The 22,381-nt window shown below is 69.0% G+C and carries 15 protein-coding genes; 4 read left to right on the forward strand and 11 right to left on the reverse strand.

The genetic code is table 11. The features are described from left to right. Nucleotides 1-117 precede the first annotated feature (117 nt). The 3 genes from PcP3B5_RS12160 to uvrA all read left to right on the forward strand — a co-directional run bounded on the left by PcP3B5_RS12160 (nucleotide 118) and on the right by uvrA (nucleotide 4,373). Complete coding sequence (locus PcP3B5_RS12160; protein WP_061561365.1) at nucleotides 118-795, forward strand: GGDEF domain-containing protein; 678 nt, start codon at nucleotides 118-120, stop codon at nucleotides 793-795. A gap of 333 nt (nucleotides 796-1,128) precedes the next feature. Further along, on the forward strand, nucleotides 1,129-1,707 hold the full coding sequence (gene gfa, locus PcP3B5_RS12165) for an S-(hydroxymethyl)glutathione synthase (protein ID WP_061561366.1): 579 nt from the start codon (nucleotides 1,129-1,131) through the stop codon (nucleotides 1,705-1,707). A 98-nt stretch (nucleotides 1,708-1,805) separates the two neighbouring features. Next, nucleotides 1,806-4,373 carry an excinuclease ABC subunit UvrA gene (gene uvrA / locus PcP3B5_RS12170; RefSeq protein WP_061561367.1) on the forward strand — a complete coding sequence of 856 codons (2,568 nt, stop codon included), beginning with the start codon at nucleotides 1,806-1,808 and terminating at the stop codon, nucleotides 4,371-4,373. 49 nt (nucleotides 4,374-4,422) lie between these two features. Here uvrA and PcP3B5_RS12175 read toward each other — a convergent pair whose 3' ends face one another. From PcP3B5_RS12175 to PcP3B5_RS12205, 7 genes are all read right to left on the reverse strand, one after another. Next, a complete protein-coding gene (locus PcP3B5_RS12175; protein ID WP_009619569.1) occupies nucleotides 4,423-5,634 on the reverse strand; it encodes an MFS transporter in 1,212 nt (403 codons plus the stop codon). 266 nt (nucleotides 5,635-5,900) lie between these two features. After that, complete coding sequence (gene metE, locus PcP3B5_RS12180; protein ID WP_061561368.1) at nucleotides 5,901-8,216, reverse strand: 5-methyltetrahydropteroyltriglutamate--homocysteine S-methyltransferase; 2,316 nt, start codon at nucleotides 8,214-8,216, stop codon at nucleotides 5,901-5,903. Between the two features lie 1,031 nt (nucleotides 8,217-9,247). Then, nucleotides 9,248-9,946: an anaerobic ribonucleoside-triphosphate reductase activating protein gene (locus PcP3B5_RS12185; RefSeq protein ID WP_061561369.1), complete on the reverse strand. Its 699-nt coding sequence runs from the start codon at nucleotides 9,944-9,946 to the stop codon at nucleotides 9,248-9,250. Further along, nucleotides 9,943-10,089 (reverse strand): anaerobic ribonucleoside-triphosphate reductase, encoded by a 147-nt coding sequence (nrdD, locus tag PcP3B5_RS32290; protein WP_009619575.1) that lies wholly within the window; start codon nucleotides 10,087-10,089, stop codon nucleotides 9,943-9,945. Before nrdD ends, PcP3B5_RS12185 begins: the two co-directional genes overlap by 4 nt. Nucleotides 10,090-10,135: 46 nt before the next feature. Further along, entirely contained in the window at nucleotides 10,136-12,157 is a 2,022-nt protein-coding gene (locus PcP3B5_RS12195) for a ribonucleoside triphosphate reductase (protein ID WP_061561370.1), read from the reverse strand. A 394-nt stretch (nucleotides 12,158-12,551) separates the two neighbouring features. Next, on the reverse strand, nucleotides 12,552-14,828 hold the full coding sequence (locus tag PcP3B5_RS12200; RefSeq protein ID WP_061561371.1) for an OsmC domain/YcaO domain-containing protein: 2,277 nt from the start codon (nucleotides 14,826-14,828) through the stop codon (nucleotides 12,552-12,554). An 88-nt stretch (nucleotides 14,829-14,916) separates the two neighbouring features. After that, the gene (locus PcP3B5_RS12205; protein WP_061561372.1) at nucleotides 14,917-15,702 is read right to left on the reverse strand and encodes a substrate-binding periplasmic protein; all 786 of its coding nucleotides are present in this window, start codon (nucleotides 15,700-15,702) and stop codon (nucleotides 14,917-14,919) included. Between the two features lie 392 nt (nucleotides 15,703-16,094). On the opposite strand from PcP3B5_RS12205, the gene PcP3B5_RS12210 reads away from it, so the two are divergent. Next, nucleotides 16,095-16,838 (forward strand): SDR family NAD(P)-dependent oxidoreductase, encoded by a 744-nt coding sequence (locus tag PcP3B5_RS12210; protein WP_061561373.1) that lies wholly within the window; start codon nucleotides 16,095-16,097, stop codon nucleotides 16,836-16,838. A 92-nt stretch (nucleotides 16,839-16,930) separates the two neighbouring features. Here PcP3B5_RS12210 and PcP3B5_RS12215 read toward each other — a convergent pair whose 3' ends face one another. The 4 genes from PcP3B5_RS12215 to PcP3B5_RS12230 are packed head-to-tail and all read right to left on the reverse strand — an operon-like array spanning nucleotide 16,931 to nucleotide 22,063. Beyond that, a complete protein-coding gene (locus PcP3B5_RS12215; protein WP_061561374.1) occupies nucleotides 16,931-17,152 on the reverse strand; it encodes a formate dehydrogenase subunit delta in 222 nt (73 codons plus the stop codon). Continuing rightward, nucleotides 17,149-20,028: a formate dehydrogenase subunit alpha gene (fdhF, locus tag PcP3B5_RS12220; protein ID WP_061561375.1), complete on the reverse strand. Its 2,880-nt coding sequence runs from the start codon at nucleotides 20,026-20,028 to the stop codon at nucleotides 17,149-17,151. The genes PcP3B5_RS12215 and fdhF overlap by 4 nt, the downstream gene beginning before the upstream one ends. Then, nucleotides 20,025-21,587 (reverse strand): NADH-ubiquinone oxidoreductase-F iron-sulfur binding region domain-containing protein, encoded by a 1,563-nt coding sequence (locus tag PcP3B5_RS12225; RefSeq protein ID WP_061561376.1) that lies wholly within the window; start codon nucleotides 21,585-21,587, stop codon nucleotides 20,025-20,027. The genes fdhF and PcP3B5_RS12225 overlap by 4 nt, the downstream gene beginning before the upstream one ends. After that, complete coding sequence (locus PcP3B5_RS12230) at nucleotides 21,581-22,063, reverse strand: formate dehydrogenase subunit gamma (protein ID WP_009619595.1); 483 nt, start codon at nucleotides 22,061-22,063, stop codon at nucleotides 21,581-21,583. Before PcP3B5_RS12230 ends, PcP3B5_RS12225 begins: the two co-directional genes overlap by 7 nt. Nucleotides 22,064-22,381: the final 318 nt, after the last annotated feature.

A 22,381-nucleotide genomic window follows, 5' to 3' on the forward strand; every position in this document is an offset into this window, starting at 1 on the left:
GCGGCTATGCGCGTGGGAGCGGGCTTCCCGTCGACAGGGCGGGAAAGGCCCTGCGAAAAAACGCCGCGAACGCTTAGAATCCGCCCCCCACCGTCCAGGCAGCCCCGTCCAGAAGTCATGGCGCTCGATCCTCCCACGATGTTGACCCTCTCGATCGCCCTGGCAGCGGCGGCTGCCCTGTACCTGGCGATCGAGTGGCGCAACGTTCGCGAACCCTCGCTGCTGTTCTGGAGCGCGGGCTTTTCCACCATCGCCGTGGGCTCGACCCTGGTCCTGTTGCGCATGGCCCGGCTGGCCGCCCGCGATCCGCTGACCGCGCTGTACAACCGCCGCGCCCTGGAAGTGCGCGCGCCGCGGTTGCTGGAGGAGGTCTGCAGCGCGCGGCCGGGCGCGCTGCTGCTGATCGACATCGACAATTTCAAGCTGGTCAACGACCTGCACGGCCACATTGCCGGCGACCGGCTGCTGGTCATGCTGAGCGAGATGATCCGCGCGCTGCTGCCCGGGGGCGCGCTCGCGGCCCGGCTGGGCGGCGACGAGTTCGTCATCCTGCTCGGCGACGTGACCGACGAGCGTGTCGTGGCGCTGGGCAGCGCGCTGCGCGAGCAGTTCCACCGGGCCGCCGCGCAGGCCTTCGCCACGCCCGAGGCGGTGACCCTGAGCATAGGCGCCAGCCTGTTCGACCGGCCGCCGGCCAGCCTGGCGGCGCTGATCGAGCAGGGCGACGCGGCGCTGTACGAATCCAAGCGCGGCGGGCGCGACAGCATCCGCCTGGTGGCCGGCGGCGAGGCGTAGGCCATGCCGAGACGCTCTTCGTAGGATGGGTTGAGCTTGCGAAACCCATCGGGCCATGGCGATGGGTATCGCTTCGCTCAACCCATCCTACGGTTCCGCTGCCGGGCAACTATGCTGCAGGCTATGCCGAAGCGCTTTTCGTAGGATGGGTTGAGCTTGCGAAACCCATCGGACCATGGTGATGGGTATCGCTTCGCTCAACCCATCCTACGGTTTCCGCTGCCGTGGACTCACCGTCCACGCCTCGCGCCACCCATTTCGACCGCCAGGGCTTCGCGGCGCGGCATGTCGTCGTGCCGGCCCTGGCGCAGCGAACGCCAGGAGGTCAACCCCATGAGCGCGATTCACATTCACCCCTCGCTGGACAACGGCATCCGCCCGGAACAGCCCGGCTTCGCCGGCGGCACCCTGCAATGCCTGTGCGCGACCGACAAGGTGGAGGTCGCGGTGGGAGCCCAGACGCTGCACAACCACGCCTGCGGCTGCACCAAGTGCTGGAAGCCCGCGGGGGCGATCTTCTCGGTGGTGGCGGTGGTGCCGCGGGACAAGGTCAGCGTGGTGGCCCACCCCGAGAAGCTGCAGGTCGTCGACGAGAGCGCCGTCATCCAGCGCCACGCTTGCCGCGAGTGCGGCGCGCACCTGTTCGGGCGCATCGAGAACCAGGCGCATGCCTTCTACGGCCTGGACTTCGTGCATACCGAACTGTCCCCGCAGGAGGGCTGGTCGGCGCCGGGCTTCGCCGCCTTCGTCTCCTCGGTGATCGAGGGCGGCACCCCGCCGGCGCAGATGGACGCCATCCGCCAGCGCCTGCGCGAACTCAACCTGGAGCCCTATGACTGCCTGTCGCCGCCGCTGATGGACGCCCTGGCCACCCACGCCGCCAAGCAGAAGGGCACCTACCGCGAGGCCTGACGGCGCCGCCGGGGCGGCCGGCCACCTGATAGAGGCCCTCGGTCAGCGCGGGCCTCCTCAGGCATACTCCTGGCCAACAGAGCCCCGAGTCCGTCCCCATGCCCCACAGCAAGCCCCCGGCCGGCGCCCCCGGCGCCAGCGGTTTCGTCGAAGTGCGCGGCGCGCGCGAGCACAACCTCAAGGACGTGGATGTCGCCATCCCGCGCGATGCGCTGGTGGTGTTCTCCGGCGTGTCGGGTTCCGGCAAGTCCTCGCTGGCGTTCGGCACCCTGTATGCCGAGGCGCAGCGGCGCTACTTCGAGTCGGTGGCGCCCTATGCCCGGCGCCTGATCGACCAGGTGGGCGTGCCGGACGTCGACGCCATCGACGGCCTGCCGCCAGCGGTGGCGCTGCAGCAGCAACGCGGCGCCAGCAACGCGCGCTCCTCGGTGGGCAGCGTGACCACCCTGTCCAGCCTGGTGCGGATGATGTATTCGCGCGCCGGCACCTACCCGCCGGGCCAGCCGCTGCTGTACGCCGAGGACTTCTCGCCGAACACACCCCAGGGCGCCTGCCCGGCCTGCCACGGCCTGGGCCACGTGTACGAGGTGACCGAGGCGCTGATGGTGCCGGACCCGTCGCTGAGCATCCGCGAAAAGGCCATCGCCGCCTGGCCGCCGGCCTGGCACGGGCAGAACCTGCGCGACATCCTCGTCACCCTGGGCTACGACGTCGACCGGCCCTGGCGCGACCTGCCGAAGAAGGACCGCGACTGGATTCTCTTCACCGAGGAAACGCCCACGGCGCCGGTGTACGCCGGCCTCACCCCCGCCGAGACCCGCATCGCGCTCAAGCGCAAGCAGGAGCCCAGCTACATGGGCACCTTCACCGGCGCGCGGCGCTACGTGCTGCACACCTTCGCCAGCACCCAGAGCGCCCTGATGAGAAGGCGCGTGTCGCGCTTCATGGAGGGCCGGCCGTGCCCGGCGTGCGGCGGCAAGCGGCTCAAGGCCGAGGCGCTGGCGGTGACCTTCGGCGGGGTGGACATAGGCGCGCTGGCGCAGTTGCCCCTGGACCAGGTGGCGGCGCTGCTGGAGCCCATCGCCCAGGGCGACTTCCGCGCCCAGCCCGGCGCCGCGCTCTCGGAAGAGAAGCAACTGGCGGCGCGGCGCCTGGCAGAGGGCGTGGTGGCGCGGCTGCGCACGCTGCAGCAGCTGGGCCTGGGCTACCTGAGCCTGGACCGCGCCACGCCGAGCCTGTCCACCGGCGAGCTGCAGCGCCTGCGGCTGGCCACGCAGCTGAGTTCCATGCTGTTCGGCGTGGTCTATGTGCTCGACGAGCCCTCGGCCGGGCTGCACCCCTCCGACAGCCAGGCCCTGTACGACGCCCTGGACAGGCTGCGCGACGCCGGCAACTCGGTGTTCGTGGTGGAGCACGACCTGGAGCTGATGCGCCGCGCGCAATGGCTGGTGGACGTCGGGCCCGACGCCGGCGAGCGCGGCGGCCGGGTGCTCTACAGCGGCGCCCCGGCGGGCCTGCGCGAGGTGGCGGAGTCGCGCACCGCCCGCTACCTGTTCGACGAGATTCCCGCGCCGCCCAGCCACGGGCGCGAGGCCGCCGGCTGGCTGGAGCTGCGCGGCATCCACCGGCACAACCTGCGCGGGGTGGACGCGCGCATTCCATTGGGCGTGCTCACCGCGGTCACCGGCATCTCCGGTTCGGGCAAGTCCAGCCTCATCGCCCAGGCGCTGCCCGAGCTGATGCTGGCGCACCTGGGGCACGAGCCCGAGGAGGAGGGCGCGCCAGCCACCGACGAAGGCCCGGCGATCCTCGAAAGCACCGGCGGCCACCTGGCCGGCGACCTGGCGGCGGTGCAGCGCGTGGTGCAGGTGGACCAGAAGCCCATCGGCCGCACGCCGCGCTCCAACCTGGCCACCTACACCGGCCTGTTCGACCACGTGCGCAAGCTGTTCGCCGCCACCCCCGATGCGCGCCGCCGCCGCTACGACGCCGGGCGCTTCTCGTTCAACGTGGCCAAGGGGCGCTGCGACACCTGCGAGGGCGAGGGCTTCGTCAGCGTGGAACTGCTGTTCATGCCCAGCGTGTATGCGCCATGCCCCAGTTGCCACGGCGCCCGCTACAACGAGGCGACGCTGCAGGTGCGCTGGAACGGCCGCAACATCGCCGAGGTGCTGGGCATGACGGTGGAGGAGGCCGGCGACTTCTTCGCCGATGAGGACGCGGTAGCGCGCCCGCTGCGGCTGCTGCGCGAGATCGGCCTGGGCTACCTGCGCCTGGGGCAGCCGGCCACCGAGCTGTCCGGCGGCGAGGCGCAGCGCATCAAGCTGGCCAGCGAACTGCAACGCAGCCAGCGCGGCCGCAGCCTGTACGTGCTGGACGAGCCCACCACCGGCCTGCACGTGGCGGACATCGACCGGCTGATGCTGCAACTGCAGCGGCTGGTCGATGCCGGCAACAGCGTGGTGATGATCGAACACGACATGCGCGTGGTGAGCCAGGCCGACTGGGTGATCGACGTCGGCCCGGGCGCCGGCCAGGCCGGCGGCCGCGTGGTGGCCAGCGGCACCCCGCAGCAGCTGGCGCGGGCGAAGGGCAGCAGGACCGCGGCCTATCTCGCCGCGGAACTGGCGCGCTGCGCGCCGAACACGCGGCGCGCAAGGCGCTGAGGGCGGAACCGCTGGCGCAGAAGGCGCTCCTTCGAGCGCCTTCGCGCCGTCAGGCCCGCTTGGTGGAGGGCAGCAGGATAGTCAGGCAGCCCAGCAGCGGCAGGTAGGAGCACAGCTTGTACACGTACTCGATGCCGTGGATGTCGGCCAGGTGGCCGAGCAGGGCGGCGCCGATGCCGCCGAAGCCGAACATCAGCCCGAAGAACACCCCGGCGATCATGCCGACGTTGCCGGGCACCAGTTCCTGGGCGAACACCACGATGGCGGAGAACGCCGAGGCGAGGATGAAGCCGATGATCATGCTCAGCACGCCGGTCCAGAACAGGTCGACGTAGGGCAGGGCGAGGGTGAAGGGGGCTACGCCGAGGATGGAGAACCAGATAACCGTCTTGCGCCCGATGCGGTCGCCCACCGGGCCGCCGAAGAAGGTGCCGGCGGCCACCGCGCCGAGGAACAGGAACAGGTACAGCTGCGAGCTGGCCACCGAGAGCTGGAACTTCTCGATCAGGTAGAAGGTGAAGTAGCTGGTGAAGCTGGCCATGTAGAAGTACTTGGAGAACACCAGCAGCGCCAGCACCACCAGCGCGGCGTTCACCCGGCCCCTGGACAGGCCGTGGGTAGCCTTGCCGCCCTGCTTGAGCTTGAACAGGTTCAGGTGGTTGCGGTACCAGCGGCTCAGCCCGTACAGCACGCCGATGGCGAACACCGAGAACAGGCCGAACCAGGCCACGTGGCCCTGGCCGTAGGGCACGATGATCGCCGCGGCCAGCAGCGGGCCGAAGGCGCTGCCGGCGTTGCCGCCGACCTGGAAGGTGGACTGCGCCAGGCCGTAGCGCCCGCCCGAGGCCAGGCGCGCGATGCGCGAGGTTTCCGGGTGGAAGGTCGAGGAGCCGATGCCCACCAGCGCCGAGGCCAGGAGGATGGCCGGGAAGCTGCCGACGAAGGCCAGCAGGAGGATGCCGATCAGCGTGCAGACGCTGCCGGCCGGCGCCAGCCAGGGCTTGGGATGGCGGTCGGTGTGGTAGCCCACCCAGGGCTGCAGCAGCGAGGCGGTCAGCTGGAAGGTCAGGGTGATCAGGCCGACCTGGGTGAAGCTCAGCCCGTAGTTGGCCTTGAGCACCGGGTAGATCGACGGCAGCACCGCCTGGATCAGGTCGTTGATCAGGTGGGCCAGGGCGCAGGCGCCGATCACGCGCATGACCAGGGGGCTTGCTTGGCTGGCGACGGACGCGGCAGCCGTGGGGGCGGCAGTAGTGGACATGGGACTCCGGGCAGCAAGGGGCGGCCGGCTCGCTGGCGCGGCCATCGTTTTTGGCGGAGGCCCTATGCTAGGCAGTACGTGTCCGTCCGTCTTGCGAGTTTCGGACGTCGGGTATCGAGAAACGGGCAATTCGTTCCGGGCAGGCCGCCGTAGGGGGGCTGCAACGCGCGGGGAGCGCAAAGCAAAACGGGACGCCAGGCGTCCCGTTTCGTCATTGACCGTAGGATGGCTCGAGCGAAGCGATACCCATCACCATGGCGGGTGGATCAGGCCAGCGCGGCGAGGTCGTTGCGCAGCTCGCGGGCCGCCGCGACCATGTTCACCAGCGCCGCTTCGGTCTCCGGCCAGGCGCGGGTCTTCAGGCCGCAGTCAGGGTTCACCCACAGGCGCTCGGCGGGGATGCGCTGGGCCGCCTTGCGCAGCAGCTTGACGATCTCTTCCCGGCTCGGCACGCGCGGCGAGTGGATGTCGTAGACGCCCGGGCCGATCTCGTTCGGGTAGTCGAACTTCTCGAAGGCCTCCAGCAGCTCCATGTCCGAACGCGAGGTCTCGATGGTGATCACGTCGGCGTCCATGGCGGCGATGGATTCGATCACGTCGTTGAACTCGCTGTAGCACATGTGGGTGTGGATCTGGGTTTCGTCGCGCACGCCGGACGCGCACAGGCGGAAGGCCTCGGTGGCCCATTCCAGGTAGTGCGCCCAGGCGCTCCTGCGCAGCGGCAGGCCTTCGCGGAAGGCGGCTTCGTCGATCTGTACGATCCTGATGCCGGCGGCTTCCAGGTCCACCACTTCGTCGCGGATGGCCAGGGCCAGTTGGCGCGCCTGCACCTCGCGGGGCACGTCCTCGCGCGGGAAGGACCACATCAGCATGGTCACCGGGCCGGTCAGCATGCCCTTCATCACCTTGTCGGTGAGGCTCTGGGCGTAGGTGATCCACTCCACGGTCATGGCCTTCGGGCGGCTCAGGTCGCCGTAGATCACCGCCGGCTTCACGCAGCGCGAACCGTAGCTCTGCACCCAGCCGAAGCGGGTGAAGACGTAGCCGTCGAGCTGCTCGGCGAAGTACTCGACCATGTCGTTGCGCTCGGCTTCGCCGTGCACCAGCACGTCCAGGCCCAGGTTCTCCTGGATCTGTACGGCATGGCGGATCTCGCTGTGCATGGCCTCGGTGTACTCGGCCTCGCTCAGCTTGCCCTGCTTGAACGCCTGGCGCGCCAGGCGGATGGCCGAGGTCTGCGGGAAGGAGCCGATGGTGGTGGTGGGGAAGGCCGGTAGGTCCAGGCCGGCGCGCTGCTTGGCAATGCGCTCGGCGAAGGCGGAATGGCGCTGGGCGTCGGCCGGCTGGATGGCGGCCAGGCGGGCCTGCACGGCCGGCTTGTGGATGCGCGGCGAGGCGGCGCGGCTGGCCTGTACGGCGCGGCTCTGCTCCAGGGCGGCAACCACGTCGGCGGCCTGCGGCTCGGTGGCAGCGCGGGCCAGCACGGCCACTTCGGCGCACTTCTGCACGGCGAAGGCCAGCCAGCTCTTCAGCTCGGCATCCAGCTTGTCTTCACGCTCCAGGTCCACCGGGCTGTGGAGCAGCGAGCAGGAGGGCGCGAGCCACAGGCGCTCGCCGAGGCGTTCCTGGGCGTGGCGCACCACGTCCAGGGCCTTTTCCAGGTCGCAGCGCCAGACGTTGCGGCCGTTGACCAGGCCCAGCGACACGACCTTGTAGGCCGGCAGGCGGTCGAGGATGCTGGGGTACTGTTCCGGCGCGCGCACCAGGTCGATGTGCAGGCCGTCGACCGGCAGGTTCGCGGCCAGGCCGAGGTTGTCTTCCAGGCCGCCGAAGTAGGTGGCCAGCAGCTTTTTCAGCGGCTCGCCCTGCAGCAGGTTGTAGGCGCGCTCGAAGGCGTTCTTCCAGTCCTGCGGCAGGTCGAGGACCAGGATCGGTTCGTCGATCTGCACCCATTCCACCCCCTGGGCGGCCAGGCGCTGGAAGATCTGCCCGTAGAGCGGCAGCAGGCGGTCGAGCAGGTCGAGCTTGTTGAAGCTGTTCGTTTCAGAGTCAGCACCTTTGGTCTTGCCCAGCCACAGGTAGGTCAGCGGGCCGATCACCACGGGCTTGACGTCATGGCCGAGGGCCTTGGCTTCGTCGACCTCTTCGAACAGCTGTTCCCAGCTCAGCGCGAACTGCTGGTCGGCAGTGAACTCGGGGACCAGGTAGTGGTAGTTGGTGTCGAACCACTTGGTCATCTCTTGCGCATGGGCGCCGCCGCAGCAGCTGTCAGTGACGCCACGGGCCATGCCGAAGAGGGTCTGCAGGGTCGGCTTGGCATCGCCATGGCCGCGGAAGCGCTCGGGGATGACGCCGAAGGTCAGCGAGTGGGTCAGCACCTGGTCGTACCAGGCGAAATCGCCCACCGGCAGCAGCTCGATGCCGGCATCCTTCTGTGCCTGCCAGTGGGTGGCGCGCAGCTGCTTGCCGACGGCGCGCAGGCCGGCTTCGTCCAGCTCGCCTTTCCAGAAGGCTTCCAGGGCTTTCTTCAGTTCGCGGTCCCGGCCGATACGCGGGAAGCCGAGGTTGTGGGCCAATGCCATGGGTGAATCTCTCCATTGAAAAACCAGTGGAGGGATTCTCGGGATCGGTGGTTCATGAGACAAACTCAATTTATTTACGATGAAATCAAGTTTTACTCATGATCGAGCTTCGTCATCTACCTCGGCGCTGGGGCTTTCCCCGGATCGCGGATGAATCCGTTCCTACCGTTCGGCCTCTTGCGCCGAGCCTCCCTGTAGGAGCGGGCCCTGCCCGCGAATCGCGCGCAGGGCGCGCTCCTACATGGGAATGGCGTGAGTGGCGCAGCTTAGGAGCGGATCTCATCCGCGAACCGCGCCGGAATTCCCGGCTATCGCGGACAAGGTCCGCTACGCCCTCCGGCAAACACAAGACACGTAGGATGGCGTTGAGCGAAGCGATACCCATCACCACGACCGCATGGGTTTCGCCAAGGCTCAACCCATCCGTTGAGGCGCGCCTTGGCGCAGCCGGCAAGACAGTTGCTCCTACCATTCGGCCTCTTGCGCCGAGTCTCCTTGTAGGAGCGGGCCCTGCCCGCGAATCGCGCGCAGGGCGCGCTCCTACAGGGCAATGGCGTGGGTGGAGATCGCGTAGGAGCGGACTCCGTCCGCGATTTTCGGCTACAGGCTGGAGCATTGGTGCGAGGTCCAAGAGCCCCTCACCCCAGCCCTCTCCCGGAGGGAGAGGGGGCTGGCCCGTGCCGAGAGGAGGCCGGGTTTCCGCCGGCAATCCCTGTGCTGGCCGGATAACGCCGAAACACTTGCCGACTGCGCCGAGGCGCTTTTCGTAGGATGGGTTGAGCGAAGCGATACCCATCCTACGACGGCGTTTCCCTCGCGATTGCCAACACACGCCGGCCTGCCGGCCGGATCGCGGATGAATCCGCTCCTACCGTTCGGCCTCTTGCGCCGAGTCTCCTTGTAGGAGCGGGCCCTGCCCGCGAATCGCGCGCAGGGCGCGCTCCTACATCGGAATGGCGTGGGTGGGATAGCGTAGGACTTCGTCCGCGATTTTCGGCAACCGGCGAACACCCTCCGCGAGCAGGAACTCGCTAGGCATCCCGCAATTCGAATCGCGGGAACAGCGCTTCCAGCTCGCCCCACAGTGCCGCTGCGCCTTGCGGGGCCGGCGTTGCAATGAGCTGCGGATCGAGCTGGCGCCCACTGCGGGCCAGTTGCACCACGAAATTTTCCACGCCCACCCCGCGCAGGCGCGTGGCCAGGCGCCGCAGTCGCTCCAGGTCGAACAGTTGCCAGTGCACCGTGGTCCTGCATTCATAAGCCACGTTGCTTTCCAGCAGCAATTCCAGGCTGCGCCAGTTGGCCTGGCCGCTGCGGGGCACGCCGGTGATGGCGTCGCTGTCCTCGGCCAGGGCCTTCACGTCGAACCCCACCCAGTCGCTGTGCGGCAACGCCCGGGCGAAGGCGCGCGGCTGGATGCCGGCGCTGTGCAGGCCGGCGTGGAAGCCCATCTCGCGCACCCCTGCCATGGCCCCGGGCAGCGCGGCCTGGAGGGTCGCTTCGCCGCCGCTGAACACCACTGCCTGCAGCAGGCCCTGGCGGCGCTGGAGGAAGGCGAGGACGTCCTCCCAGCGGATTTGTGCCTCGCCGCGTGCCGGGATCAGCTGCGGGTTGTGGCAGTAGCGGCAGCGCCAGGCGCAGCCCTGGCAGAACAACACGCAGGCCAGCAGGCCGGGGTAGTCGAGGGTGGTCAGGGGCACCAGGCCCCCGACCCTGAGCTCAGCGCTCATCGCGTCTCGCGGAAGTGGCAGCGCTCGCGGTGCTCGGACTGCTTGCCGGCGTTGAAGGCCGACACCGGGCGGTGGTAGCCCATCACGCGGGTCCAGACTTCGCAGCGTTGGCGTTGGCTTTCGGGCAGTTGGTTGGCTTTCATCGGTAGAGCTCCTTTCTTGCGGTTGGTAAAGCGGGGTGTCGCCGGCTCAGCCGCCGCAGCTGCCGCAGCAACTGGCGGCGCGTTGTTGCAGCAGGGCTTCGTCGCACTTCGGGCAGAACTCGTGTTCGCCGGCGAGGTAGCCGTGCACCGGGCAGATGGAGAAGGTCGGCGTGACGGTGAGATAGGGCAGGCGGAAGCGCCCGAGGGCGTTGCGCACCAGGGTCTTGCAGGCCTCTGCGCTGGAGATGCGCTCGGCCATGTACAGGTGCAGCACGGTGCCGCCGGTGTACTTGCATTGCAGGGCGTCCTGCAGTTCCAGCGCCTCGAACGGGTCGTCGGTGAGGCCCACCGGCAGCTGCGAGGAGTTGGTGTAGTAGGGCGCCTCCGGCGTGCCGGCCTGGAGGATGTCCGGGTGGCGCTTGCGATCCTCGCGGGCGAAGCGGTAGGTGGTGCCCTCGGCGGGCGTCGCCTCCAGGTTGTAGAGGTGGCCGCTGTCTTCCTGGAAGCCCACCAGGCGCGCCCGCACGTGGTCCAGCAGCTCCAGCGCCATCTGCCGGCCGGCCTCGCTGTGCAGGCCTTCGCGGTCGCCGGTGAAGTTGCGCACCATCTCGTGCAGGCCGTTCACGCCGATGGTGGAGAAGTGGTTGCGCAGGGTGCCCAGGTAGCGCTTGGTGTAGGGGTAGAGCCCGGCGTCCATGTGCTGCTGGATGACCTTGCGCTTCACCTCCAGGCTGTCGAAGGCCAGTCCCAGCAGGTAGTCCAGCTGGCGGTAGAGCCCGGCGAGGTCGCCGCGGTGGCGGTAGCCCAGGCGCGCGCAGTTGAGCGTCACCACGCCGAGGGAGCCGGTCTGCTCCGCCGAGCCGAACAGCCCGTTGCCGCGCTTGAGCAGCTCGCGCACGTCCAGCTGCAGGCGGCAGCACATGGAGCGCACCTGGTTGGGCTGCATGTCCGAGTTGAGGAAGTTCTGGAAGTACGGCAGGCCGTAGCGCGCGGTCATCTCGAACAGGCGCGTGGCGTTGTCGCTGTGCCAGGGGAAGTCGTGGGTGATGTTGTAGGTGGGGATGGGGAAGGTGAACACCCGGCCGTGGGCGTCGCCGGCCTGCATCACCTCGATGTAGGCGCGGTTGATCAGGTCCATCTCCGCCTGCAGCTCGCCGTAGGCGAAGGGCATTTCCTCGCCGCCGACGTAGGGAATCTGCTCGCGCAGGTCCTCCGGGCAGACCCAGTCGAAGGTCAGGTTGGTGAAGGGCGTCTGGGTGCCCCAGCGCGACGGCACGTTGAGGTTGTAGATGAATTCCTGGATGGCCTGGCGCACCGCGTCGTAGCCGAGGCCGTCCTTGCGCACGTAGGGCGCGAGGTAGGTGTCGAAGGAGCTGAACGCCTGGGCGCCGGCCCACTCGTTCTGCAGGGTGCCGAGGAAGTTCACCATCTGCCCGAGGGCGCTGGACAGGTGCTTCGGCGGCCCGGCCTCGACGCGCCCCGGCACGCCGTTGAGGCCTTCGTTGAGCAGGGTGCGCAGCGACCAGCCGGCGCAGTAGCCGGCGAGCATGTCGAGGTCGTGGATGTGCAGGTCGGCTTCGCGGTGGGCGGCGGCGATGGCTTCGTCGTAGACCTCGTCCAGCCAGTAGTTGGCGGTGACCTTGCCGGAGACGTTGAGGATCAGCCCGCCCAGGGAATAGCCCTGGTTGGCGTTGGCGCGCACCCGCCAGTCTTCCCGCGAGAGGTATTCGTTCATCGAGGCGGCGACGTCCACCAGCGTCTTGCGCTCGCGGCGCAGGCGGCCGTGGCGCTCGCGGTAGACGATGTAGGCCCGCGCGGTGGGGTAGTGGCCGGCCTCCATGAGGATGCGCTCGACCACGTCCTGCACCTGCTCCACGTCCAGCTCGCCCTCCGGCAGGCGCGACAGCACGCGGCGCGTCAGCGCCTGGGCATGGGCGGCGCTGAACTCGCCGCTGGCTTCGCCGGCGGCGGCGATGGCGCGTTCGATCTTGCTCGGGTCGAAGGGGGCGGCGGCGCCATTGCGCTTGCGCAGGCGGGTGGAGAGAGGGGCGTTCCGGGGCTGAGTCATTGGACTGGATTCCACAACATGATGTGTTTTGAATTTTCAAGACAACAAGATGTTGTGGAATCTAATGGCGTCGGCCGGAGAAGGATTGACCTCGGTCAATGTTCGGCGCCGGAGGGTTTTCGCCATCGGAGGTATTGACCGGCTGGGTCTGGTGCTCGCTCCTACGAAGAGCGCCCTCTCCCCAGCCCTCTCCCGCAAGCGGGAGAGGGGGCCGTCCCGAGTCGCCGGGAAATCTGGAGTTGTCCTGATACTTCCGGACCGTCGGCCGTGCCGCCGGGGCGCCCGACACCGCACCCGTAGGATGGGTTGAGCGCAGCGATACCCATCACCGGGATCCCATGGGGATCGCAAGCTCAACCCATCCTACGAAGAGCCCCTCGGCGCAGTCCCATCATCAGCGCTTGCGAATCGCCACGCGCCGCGGCTTGAGGCCGCCTCCCGCGTCGGCGGCGCTGTCCTGCGCAGGCTGCAGCCTGGCCCGCGCCGCATGCAGTTTCTTGTAGCTGTCGATCAGCCGCAGGTGCCTGTCCAGCCCTTCCAGTTTCATGCTGGTCGGCGTCAGGCCGTGGAAGCGCACGCTGCCGTCCACCGAGCCCAGCGCCGCGTCCATCCGCTCGTCGCCGAACATGCGGCGGAAGTTGGCCTCGTAGTCGGCGATCTCCAGTTCGTCGTCCAGCACTACCTCCAGCACCACGTTCAGGGCCTGGTAGAACAGGCCGCGCTCGACGGTGTTGTCGTTGTACTGGAGGAAGGCTTCCGCCAGTTCCTTGGCCTCTTCGAAGCGCCGCAGGGCGAGGTTGATCAGCAGTTTCAGTTCGAGAATGGTCAGTTGGCCCCAGACCGTGTTGTCGTCGAACTCCACGCCGATCAGGGTGGTGATGTCGGTGTAGTCGTCCACCTCACAGCCTTCCAGGCGCTCCAGCAGCGCTTCGAGGCGGGCGTCGTCCAGGCGGTGCAGGTCGAGGATGTCCTCGCGGAAGGCCAGCGCCTTGTTGGTGTTGTCCCAGACCAGGTCCTCCACCGGGTAGATCTCCGAGTAGCCCGGCACCAGGATGCGGCAGGCCGTTGCGCCCAGGTGCTCGTACACCGCCATGTACACTTCCTTGCCCAGGTCTTCGAGGATGCCGAACAGGGTGGCGGCTTCCTCGGTGTTGGACTCTTTTCTTTCACTGGAGCCGCGCCGGCCGGAGAAGTCCCACTCGACGAATTCGAAGTCGGCCCTGGCGCTGAAGAAGCGCCACGACACCACGCCGCTGGAGTCGATGAAGTGCTCGACGAAGTTGTTCGGCTCGGTCAGCGCCTGGCTTTCGAAGGTGGGTTGCGGCAGGTCGTTCAGGCCTTCGAAGCTGCGGCCCTGGAGCAGTTCGGTGAGGCTGCGCTCCAGCGCCACCTCCAGGCTGGGGTGGGCGCCGAAGGAGGCGAACACGCCGCCGGTGCGCGGGTTCATCAGGGTCACGCACATCACCGGGAAGCGGCCGCCCAGGGAGGCGTCCTTGACCAGCACCGGGAAGCCCTGTTCCTCCAGGCCGCGGATGCCGGCGAGGATGCCGGGGTACTTGGCCAGCACCTCTTGCGGCACGTCCGGCAGGGCCAGTTCGTTTTCGAGGATTTCGCGCTTCACCGCGCGCTCGAAGATTTCCGACAGGCACTGCACCTGGGCTTCGGCCAGGGTGTTGCCGGCGCTCATGCCGTTGCTCAGGTAGAGGTTCTCGATCAGGTTGGAGGGGAAGTACACCACCTTGCCGTCGGACTGGCGCACGAACGGCAGCGAGCAGATGCCGCGCGCCACGTTGCCCGAGTTGGTGTCGTACAGGTGCGAGCCGCGCAGCTCGCCGTCGGGGTTGTAGATGGCCAGGCAGTGGGCGTCGAGGATTTCCGCCGGCAGTTCGTCCTGGCGGCTGGGCTTGAACCAGCGCTCGTCGGGGTAGTGGACGAAGGGCGCGTTGGCGATGTCCTCGCCCCAGAACTGGTCGTTGTAGAAGAAGTTGCAGTTCAGCCGCTCGATGAACTCGCCCAGGGCCGAGGCCAGCGCGCTTTCCTTGGTCGCGCCCTTGCCGTTGGTGAAGCACATCGGCGACTGCGCATCGCGGATGTGCAGCGACCAGACGTTGGGCACGATGTTGCGCCAGGAGGCGATCTCGATCTTCATGCCCAGGCCGGCGAGGATCGCCGACATGTTGGCGATGGTCTGCTCCAGCGGCAGGTCCTTGCCCGGTATGTAGGTGCGCGAATCCGCGTCGGCGCTGGGCATCAGCAGCGCCTGGGCGTCGGCGTCGAGGTTTTCCACTTCCTCGATGACGAACTCGGGCCCGGTCTGCACCACCTTCTTCACCGTGCAGCGCTCGATGGAGCGCAGGATGCCCTGGCGGTCCTTTTCCGAGATGTCCGCCGGCAGCTCCACCTGGATCTTGAAGATCTGCTTGTAGCGGTTCTCCGGGTCGACGATGTTGTTCTGCGACAGGCGGATGTTGTCGGTGGGGATGTTGCGCGTCTGGCAGTACAGCTTGACGAAGTAGGCCGCGCACAGCGCCGACGAAGCCAGGAAGTAGTCGAACGGACCCGGTGCGGAGCCATCGCCCTTGTAGCGGATCGGTTGGTCGGCCACCACGGTGAAATCGTCGAACTTGGCTTCGAGCCGAAGGTTATCTAAGAAATTAACCTTTATTTCCATGCGGGTTTACCACGACAAAAAATGAGATGAATAACCCGCCATTGTAAGCGTTTTGCGCAGCGCTCCGCCCGTTCGCCCGTCCGGCGCGCTACTGCCCATCCGTGCGCTGATAGCGCGCGGCCGCCCGTTGCACCCAGCCCTCGTCGAGCATCTGCCGCAGCGCGCCTTCGATCAGTTGGCGCTCGGCCGTCAGCGGGCGCTGGTGGGAGAAGCCCAGGTAAAGCTCGGTGCGGCTGTCCGGCTGGAAGCGGGTGCGCACGATCTGCCGGGCCAGTTGCGGGTCGCGCAGTTCGTAGTCCACCTGGCAGTCGGTGCCGATCACCAGTTGCAGGCGGCCGAGGGAGAGCATCTGCAGCAGTTGCGTCTCGTTGTTCACGCCGAATTTCTTCAGGCGCTTGTCGGAGTCGAAGGGTTCGAAGTAGGCGGACTCCAGCACGTAGCCGATGGTGGGGCCGAGCAGGTCGTCGTAGCGGGCGATGCGCGGCGCCTCCTGCGGCGAGGCGTACAGGCGCGGGGCGCAGGCGTAGTAGGGCTGCGGCAGGTAGTCGATGTACTGCTCGCGCTCCGGGGTGCGCGCAAGGCCCGTCATCAGGTCCGCCGCGCCGCTCTGCAGGGCGGCCAGGCCGCGGGCCCAGGGCGCGCGGTGCACTTCGAAGCGCAGGCCGGTGCGCTTTTCCAGCTCGGCCAGCAGGTCCATGTCCAGACCGCTGATGCGGCCGTCGGCGCCTTCGATGCGGAAGGGCGGCCAGTAGTCGGTCATCACCCGCAGCGGCGGGTATTCAGTGGCATCGGCCGCGGCTGCAAGCGCGAGCAGGCCGATGCCCAGCCAGCGGCGAGCGGACACGACGAATCTGGCGAAGGGCTGGCAAGGCATACCGGCTCCCGGAACTGGAATGGGTGGCGAAGTCGGCGGCTCCCTTGCCGAGGGGCGGTGCGCGCCCCGGAGCGTTCGGTCGGCGGACGCCCCCTCAGGCGACGTCGCAGAATCCTTCCGAATTATCTGAAGGATAGCCTTCTGCCGCTACGTTGCAGAATGCCCGGCGTGAAGGAAAGACATGGACGCTCGGGCTCGCCATCAAGTCCTAAGTACCTCGTTTGCAGTCGAAAGAACTCGCCGTGCGGAGAGTCATGATGACTTCGTTGGCCTTCAACACCTTGAAAAGCTGAGGGTTTTACCCTGGCACGGAAGTTGGTGATGGTTCCTGGCGCCGATGCGCGAATCCCCGCGCCAGGCGTATCCCACTGACGACCATCAGGAGCATGTACATGCCAAGCAATGATTCCAGGTCCCCCCTGGCGGTGATCACCGGCGCCGGTTCCGGCATCGGCCTGGCCGTGGCCCGGCGGCTGTTGCGCGAGGGCACCCGGGTAGTGGCCATGGCCCGGCGCGAGGTGCCGCCGGCCGAACTCGACGAGGCCGGCGGCCACTTGTGCTGGTTGAGCGGCGACGTCACCCGCGCCGAGGACCTCCAGTGCCTGGCGGACCTGGCCCGGGAACTGGGGCCGGTGGACTACCTGCTGCCCAATGCCGGCATCGCGCAACTGGCCGACGGCCTGGACCAGGCGGCGTTCCAGCGGCAATGGGCGGTCAACGGCGCCGGCGCGCTGAACACCCTGGCCGCCCTGCGCGGGCAGATGGCGCGGCCGTCTTCGGTGGTGTTCATCGGCACCTTCCTGTCCCAGGTGAGCTTCCCGGGGCTGGCCGCCTACATTGCCTCGAAGTCGGCGCTCAAGGCCCAGGCCCGCACCCTGGCGGTGGAGCTGGCGGGCGAGGGCATCCGCGTCAACGTCGTATCGCCCGGGCCCACGGCGACGCCGATCTGGGGCACCCTGGGGCTGGACGACGAGGCCCTGGGCAAGGTCGCCGCCAGCGTCAACGGGCGCCTGCTGGACGGCCGCTTCCTGGAGGCGGAGGCGGTCGCCGATGCGATCCTCTTCATGCTCTCGGACCAGGCCCGCGGCATCCACGGCCAGGACCTGGTCGTCGACAACGGCTACACCCTGCGCTGAAACCCGCCTGCGCCGCCCCCCGTGCGGCGCAGGCCGCTCAGGGCTCCTGCGGCCGGTGGCCGGGGGGCGGTATCGTAGTCTGGCCGTCTCCGCTAGGCGCTCTCCGCCGGCTCCTTCAGCGCTTCCTGCACCAGCGGGTGCAGGTCGGTCTCCGGGTGCTGCGCCAGCCAGGCCGCCAGGTCGCGGCGCATGGCCGGCGTCCAGAAGCTCTGCAGGTGCTGGCGCACGCCGCGCACGGCCAGTTCGCGGTCGGCCTCGCTGGCGAAGTACTGGCCGATCTGGTTGGCCATCTTGACCAGGTTGTCGATGCTCATCGGCGCACCTCGGCTTTCTCGGCGTGGCGGCGTTCCTTCAGCAGGCGGCGCTGTTCGTCGCTGAAGGCCTGGTAGCGCTTCTGCCATTCCGAGGGCTGGAAGACGCGCACCACTTCCACCGCGGTGACCTTGTATTCCGGGCAGTTGGTGGCCCAGTCGGAGTTGTCGGTGGTGATCACGTTGGCGCCGGACTCGGGGAAGTGGAAGGTGGTGTAGACCACCCCCGGCGCCACCCGCTCGCTGACCTTGGCGCGCAGCACCGTCTGCCCGGCGCGGCTGCCCACTCCGACCCAGTCGCCGTCGGCGATGCCGCGGCTCTCGGCGTCGCTGGGGTGGATCTCCAGGCGGTCCTCGGGGTGCCAGGCGACGTTGCCGGTGCGCCGCGTCTGGGCGCCGACGTTGTACTGGCTGAGGATGCGTCCGGTGGTCAGCAGCAGCGGGTAGCGGTTGTTGACCTTCTCGTCGGTGGGCACGTAGCCGGTGAGCATGAAGCGCCCCTTGCCGCGCACGAACTGGTCGATGTGCATGGTCGGGGTGCCGTCGGGCGCGGCGTCGTTGCACGGCCACTGCAGGCTGCCGTGGCGGTCCAGCTCGGCGTAGCTGACGCGGGCGAAGGTGGGCGTCAGGCGGGCGATCTCATCCATGATCTCGGACGGGTGGCGGTAGTTCATCGGGTAGCCCAGGGCGTTGGACAGCGCCATGGTCGCCTCCCAGTCGGCCTTGCCGCCCAGCGGCTCCATCACCTTGCGCACCCGCGAGATGCGCCGTTCGGCGTTGGTGAAGGTGCCGTCCTTTTCGAGGAAGGAGCTGCCCGGCAGGAACACGTGGGCGAACTTGGCGGTTTCGTTGAGGAAGATGTCCTGCACCACCACGCATTCCATGGCCGACAGGGCGGCGGTGACGTGCTGGGTGTTGGGGTCGCTCTGGGCGATGTCCTCGCCCTGGCAGTACAGCGCCTTGAAGCTGCCGTCCAGGGCCGCCTCGAACATGTTGGGGATGCGCAGGCCCGGGTCGGGCTGCAGGGTGACGCCCCAGGCCTGCTCGAACTGGCTGCGCACCTCGGCGTTGGAGATGTGCCGGTAGCCGGGCAGCTCGTGGGGGAAGGAGCCCATGTCGCAGGAGCCCTGGACGTTGTTCTGCCCACGCAGCGGGTTCACCCCCACGCCCTCGCGGCCGACGTTGCCGGTGGCCATTGCCAGGTTGGCGATGCCCATCACCGCGGTGCTGCCCTGGCTGTGCTCGGTGACGCCCAGGCCGTAGTAGATGGCCGCGTTGCCGCCGGTGGCGTAGAGCCGCGCGGCGGTGCGGATCAGTTCGGCGGGCACGCCGCACACCGGGCCGAGCACTTCGGGGGCGTTCTGCGGCTGGCTGACGAAGTCGCGCCAGTGGGCGAAGTCCGCCGCCTCGCAGCGCTGTTCGACGAAGCGCTGGTCGACCAGGCCCTCGGTGACGATGACGTGGGCCAGGGCGTTGAGCATGGCCACGTTGGTGCCCGGGCGCAGTTGCAGGTGCAGCTCGGCGCGGGCGTGGGGCGAATCCACCAGGTCGATGCGCCGCGGGTCGATGACGATCAGCCGCGCGCCCTGGCGCAGGCGGCGCTTGAGCTGGGAACCGAACACCGGGTGGGCGTCGGTGGGGTTGGCGCCCATCACCAGGATGACGTCGGCCTGCATCACCGAGTCGAAGCTCTGGGTGCCGGCGGATTCGCCGAGGGTCTGCTTCAGGCCGTAGCCGGTGGGCGAGTGGCAGACGCGGGCGCAGGTGTCGACGTTGTTGTTGCCGAAGGCGGCGCGCACCAGCTTCTGCACCAGGTAGGTCTCTTCGTTGGTGCAGCGGCTGGAGGTGATGCCGCCGATGGAGTCGCGCCCGTACTTGAGCTGGATGCGGCGGAATTCGCCGGCTGCGTGGTTGAGCGCCTCTTCCCAGCTGACTTCCTGCCAGGGGTCGCTGATGCTCTGGCGGATCATCGGCTTGGTGATGCGCTCGGGGTGGGTGGCGTAGCCCCAGGCGAAGCGGCCCTTGACGCAGGCGTGGCCGTGGTTGGCCTGGCCGTTGCGGTCCGGGACCATGCGCACCAGCTGCTCGCCCTTGAGTTCGGCGCGGAACGAGCAGCCCACGCCGCAGTAGGCGCAGGTGGTGACGACGCTGCGCTCCGGCTGGCCCAGCTGCACCACGCTCTTCTCCATCAGCGTGGCGGTGGGGCAGGCCTGCACGCAGGCGCCGCAGGACACGCACTCGGAGTCGAGGAAGTCGTCGCCGCCGGCCGCCGCCACCCGTGAGTCGAAGCCGCGGCCGTCGATGGTCAGGGCGAAGGTGCCCTGGATTTCCTCGCAGGCGCGCACGCAGCGGTTGCAGACGATGCACTTGCTCGGGTCGTAGTCGAAGTAGGGGTTGGAGACGTCCTTGGCCTCGCTCAGGTGGTTGGCCCCGGCGTAGCCGTAGCGCACCTCGCGCAGGCCCACCTGGCCGGCCACGGTCTGCAGCTCGCAGTTGCCGTTGGCCGGGCAGGTCAGGCAGTCCAGCGGGTGGTCGGAGATGTACAGTTCCATGACGTTGCGCCGCAGCGTCGCCAGCTTCGGCGTCTGCGTGCGCACCACCATGCCCTCGGCCACCGGCGTGGTGCAGGAGGCGGGGTAGCCGCGCATGCCGTCGATTTCCACCAGGCACATGCGGCAGGAGCCGAAGGCTTCCAGGCTGTCGGTGGCGCAGAGCCTGGGAATGCTGGTGCCCAGCAGCGCGGCGGCGCGCATCACCGAGGTGCTGGCGGGCACGCTGATCTCGCGGCCGTCGATGCTCAGGCTGACCTGCGCCTCGCTGTCGCGGGGCGGGGTGCCGAGGTCGACGATGTCGGTGGAGGGATCGAAGAGGTTGATCACTGGTCGGCCTCCGTATTCGCCAGACCGAAGTCGGCGGGGAAGTGCTTGAGGGCGCTGGTCACCGGGTAGGAAGTCATTCCGCCCAGGGCGCAGAGCGAGCCGTATTGCAGGGTGTCGCAGAGGTCCACGAGCAGCCGCGCCTGTTCCTCGCGGGCGCCGAGGTCGGTGGCGGCGATCAGCCGGTCCACCACCTCCACGCCGCGGGTGGAGCCGAGCCGGCAGGGCGTGCACTTGCCGCAGGATTCCTCGGCGCAGAACTGCAGGGCGAAGCGGGCCATGCGCGCCATGTCCAGGCTGTCGTCGGCCACCACCACGCCGCCGTGGCCGAGCATGGCGCCCATGGCGGCGAAGGCCTCGTAGTCCAGCGGGGTGTCGAACTGCGCCGGCGGCACCCAGGCGCCCAGCGGGCCGCCCACCTGCGCCGCCTTCAGCGGGCGGCCGCTGGCGGTGCCGCCGCCGTAGCCTTCCACCAGCTCGCGCAGGCTCAGGCCGAAGGCGCGTTCCACCAGGCCGCCGTGGCGCACGTTGCCGGCCAGCTGGAAGGGCATGGTGCCCAGCGAGCGGCCCATGCCGAAGTCGCGGTAGAACGGCGCGCCGCGAGCCAGGATCACCGGCACCGAGGCCAGGGTGAGCACGTTGTGCACCAGCGTCGGCTGGCCGAACAGGCCCTGCAGGGCCGGCAGCGGCGGCTTGGCGCGGACCACGCCACGCTTGCCCTCAAGTGAGTCGAGCAGGGCGGTTTCCTCGCCGCAGATGTAGGCGCCGGCGCCCACCCGCACCTGCAGGTCGAAGGCGCGGCCGCTGCCCAGCACGTCGGCGCCCAGGTAGCCGGCCTCGCGAGCGATGGCCAGGGCCTGCTCCAGGGTGTCGATGGCGTCCGGGTATTCCGAGCGCACGTAGATGTAGCCCAGGCTGGCGCCCACGGCGAGGCCGGCGATGGCCATGCCCTCGACCAGCAGGAAGGGGTCGCCCTCCATCAGCATGCGGTCGGCGAAGGTGCCGGAGTCGCCTTCGTCGGCGTTGCACACCACGTATTTCGGCGTGGCCGGGGCCTCGCGCACGGTGCGCCACTTGATGCCGGCGGGGAAGGCCGCGCCGCCGCGGCCGCGCAGGCCGGAGTCGAGCACCGCGGCGACCACCTCGGCGCCGTCCAGGGCGATGGCCCGCGCCAGGCCCTCGAAGCCGCCGTGGGCGCGGTAGTCCTCCAGGGACAGCGGCCGGGTGATGCCGGCGCGGGCGAACAGCAGGCGCTGCTGGCTCTTCAGGTAGGGGATGTCCTCCACCGGCCCCAGGGCCAGCGGGTGAGGGGTGGCGTCGGCGGCCAGGGCGTCGAGCAGGGCGGGCACGTCCTGCTCGCTGAGCGGGCCGAAGCCCAGGCGGCGGCCGTCGGCGTCTTCCACCTCCAGCAGCGGTTCCAGCCAGTAGAGGCCGCGGGAGCTGGTGCGGCGCAGTTCCAGCGGCAGTTGCCGGCGCTCGGCCTCGCGGGCCAGGGCGGCGGCCACTTGTTCCGCGCCCACGGCGCGGGCGACGGAGTCGCGGGGGAGGAAGAGCTTCAGCATGCGCCATCCTCCAGGCAGCCGTTGACCAGCTCGCGCAGGCGCTCGGCGGTGAGCCGCGCGTGCAGCCGGCCGTCCAGCTCCAGGGCCGGCGAGCAGGCGCAGGCGCCCAGGCAGTACACCGGGCGCAGGCTGATGTTGCCGTCGGCGCTGGTGCCGTGGTCGTCCAGCGCCAGCTGCTCGCGCAGCTGCGCGGCCAGGCGCTCGGCGCCCATGCTCTGGCAGGACTCGGCGCGGCACAGGCGCAGGGTATGGCGCGCCGGCGGCGCGGTGCGGAAGTCGTGGTAGAAGCTGATCACCCCGCGCACCTCGGCCTGGCTGAGGTTGAGGGCATGGGCGATTTCCGCGACGGCGAGGTCGGGAACGTACCCGCAGCCGTCCTGGATGGCGTGGAGGATCGGCAGCAGGGCGCCGGGGGTGTCCTTCTCGCGTGCCAGCACGTCGTGGATCAGGGGCAGGTGAAGCGTCTCATCAGGCATACAGCGTACCTCGGCATCGCGGACCGGCCTGCCTTGGCGGCAAACCTCCGGTGTCTTCGGCTGCGGCGTACCGTCCACGTCACGGCGGCGTGGTCACCCGGTCGCCCTCCCTGCCGCCGGCCGGGTGTCTTGACGCACCGGTCCGGGGGCATCCTGCAAGCTTGCCATCCTGCTCGCCCGGGGTTTGCACCCAAGCGACCCGGCGCATCCTGAAACCGACCTGCGCCCTGGCCCGGCGTCTTCCCTATTAGCGGGTTTAGCTGGTGTGCAGGCGCGGCGCCAGGGGTTGCCGATCGGCGGAAGCGCCGGGGCAACAGC

Source organism: Pseudomonas citronellolis (genome assembly GCF_001586155.1).
In the GTDB taxonomy this organism is placed as follows: Bacteria; Pseudomonadota; Gammaproteobacteria; order Pseudomonadales; family Pseudomonadaceae; genus Pseudomonas; species Pseudomonas citronellolis.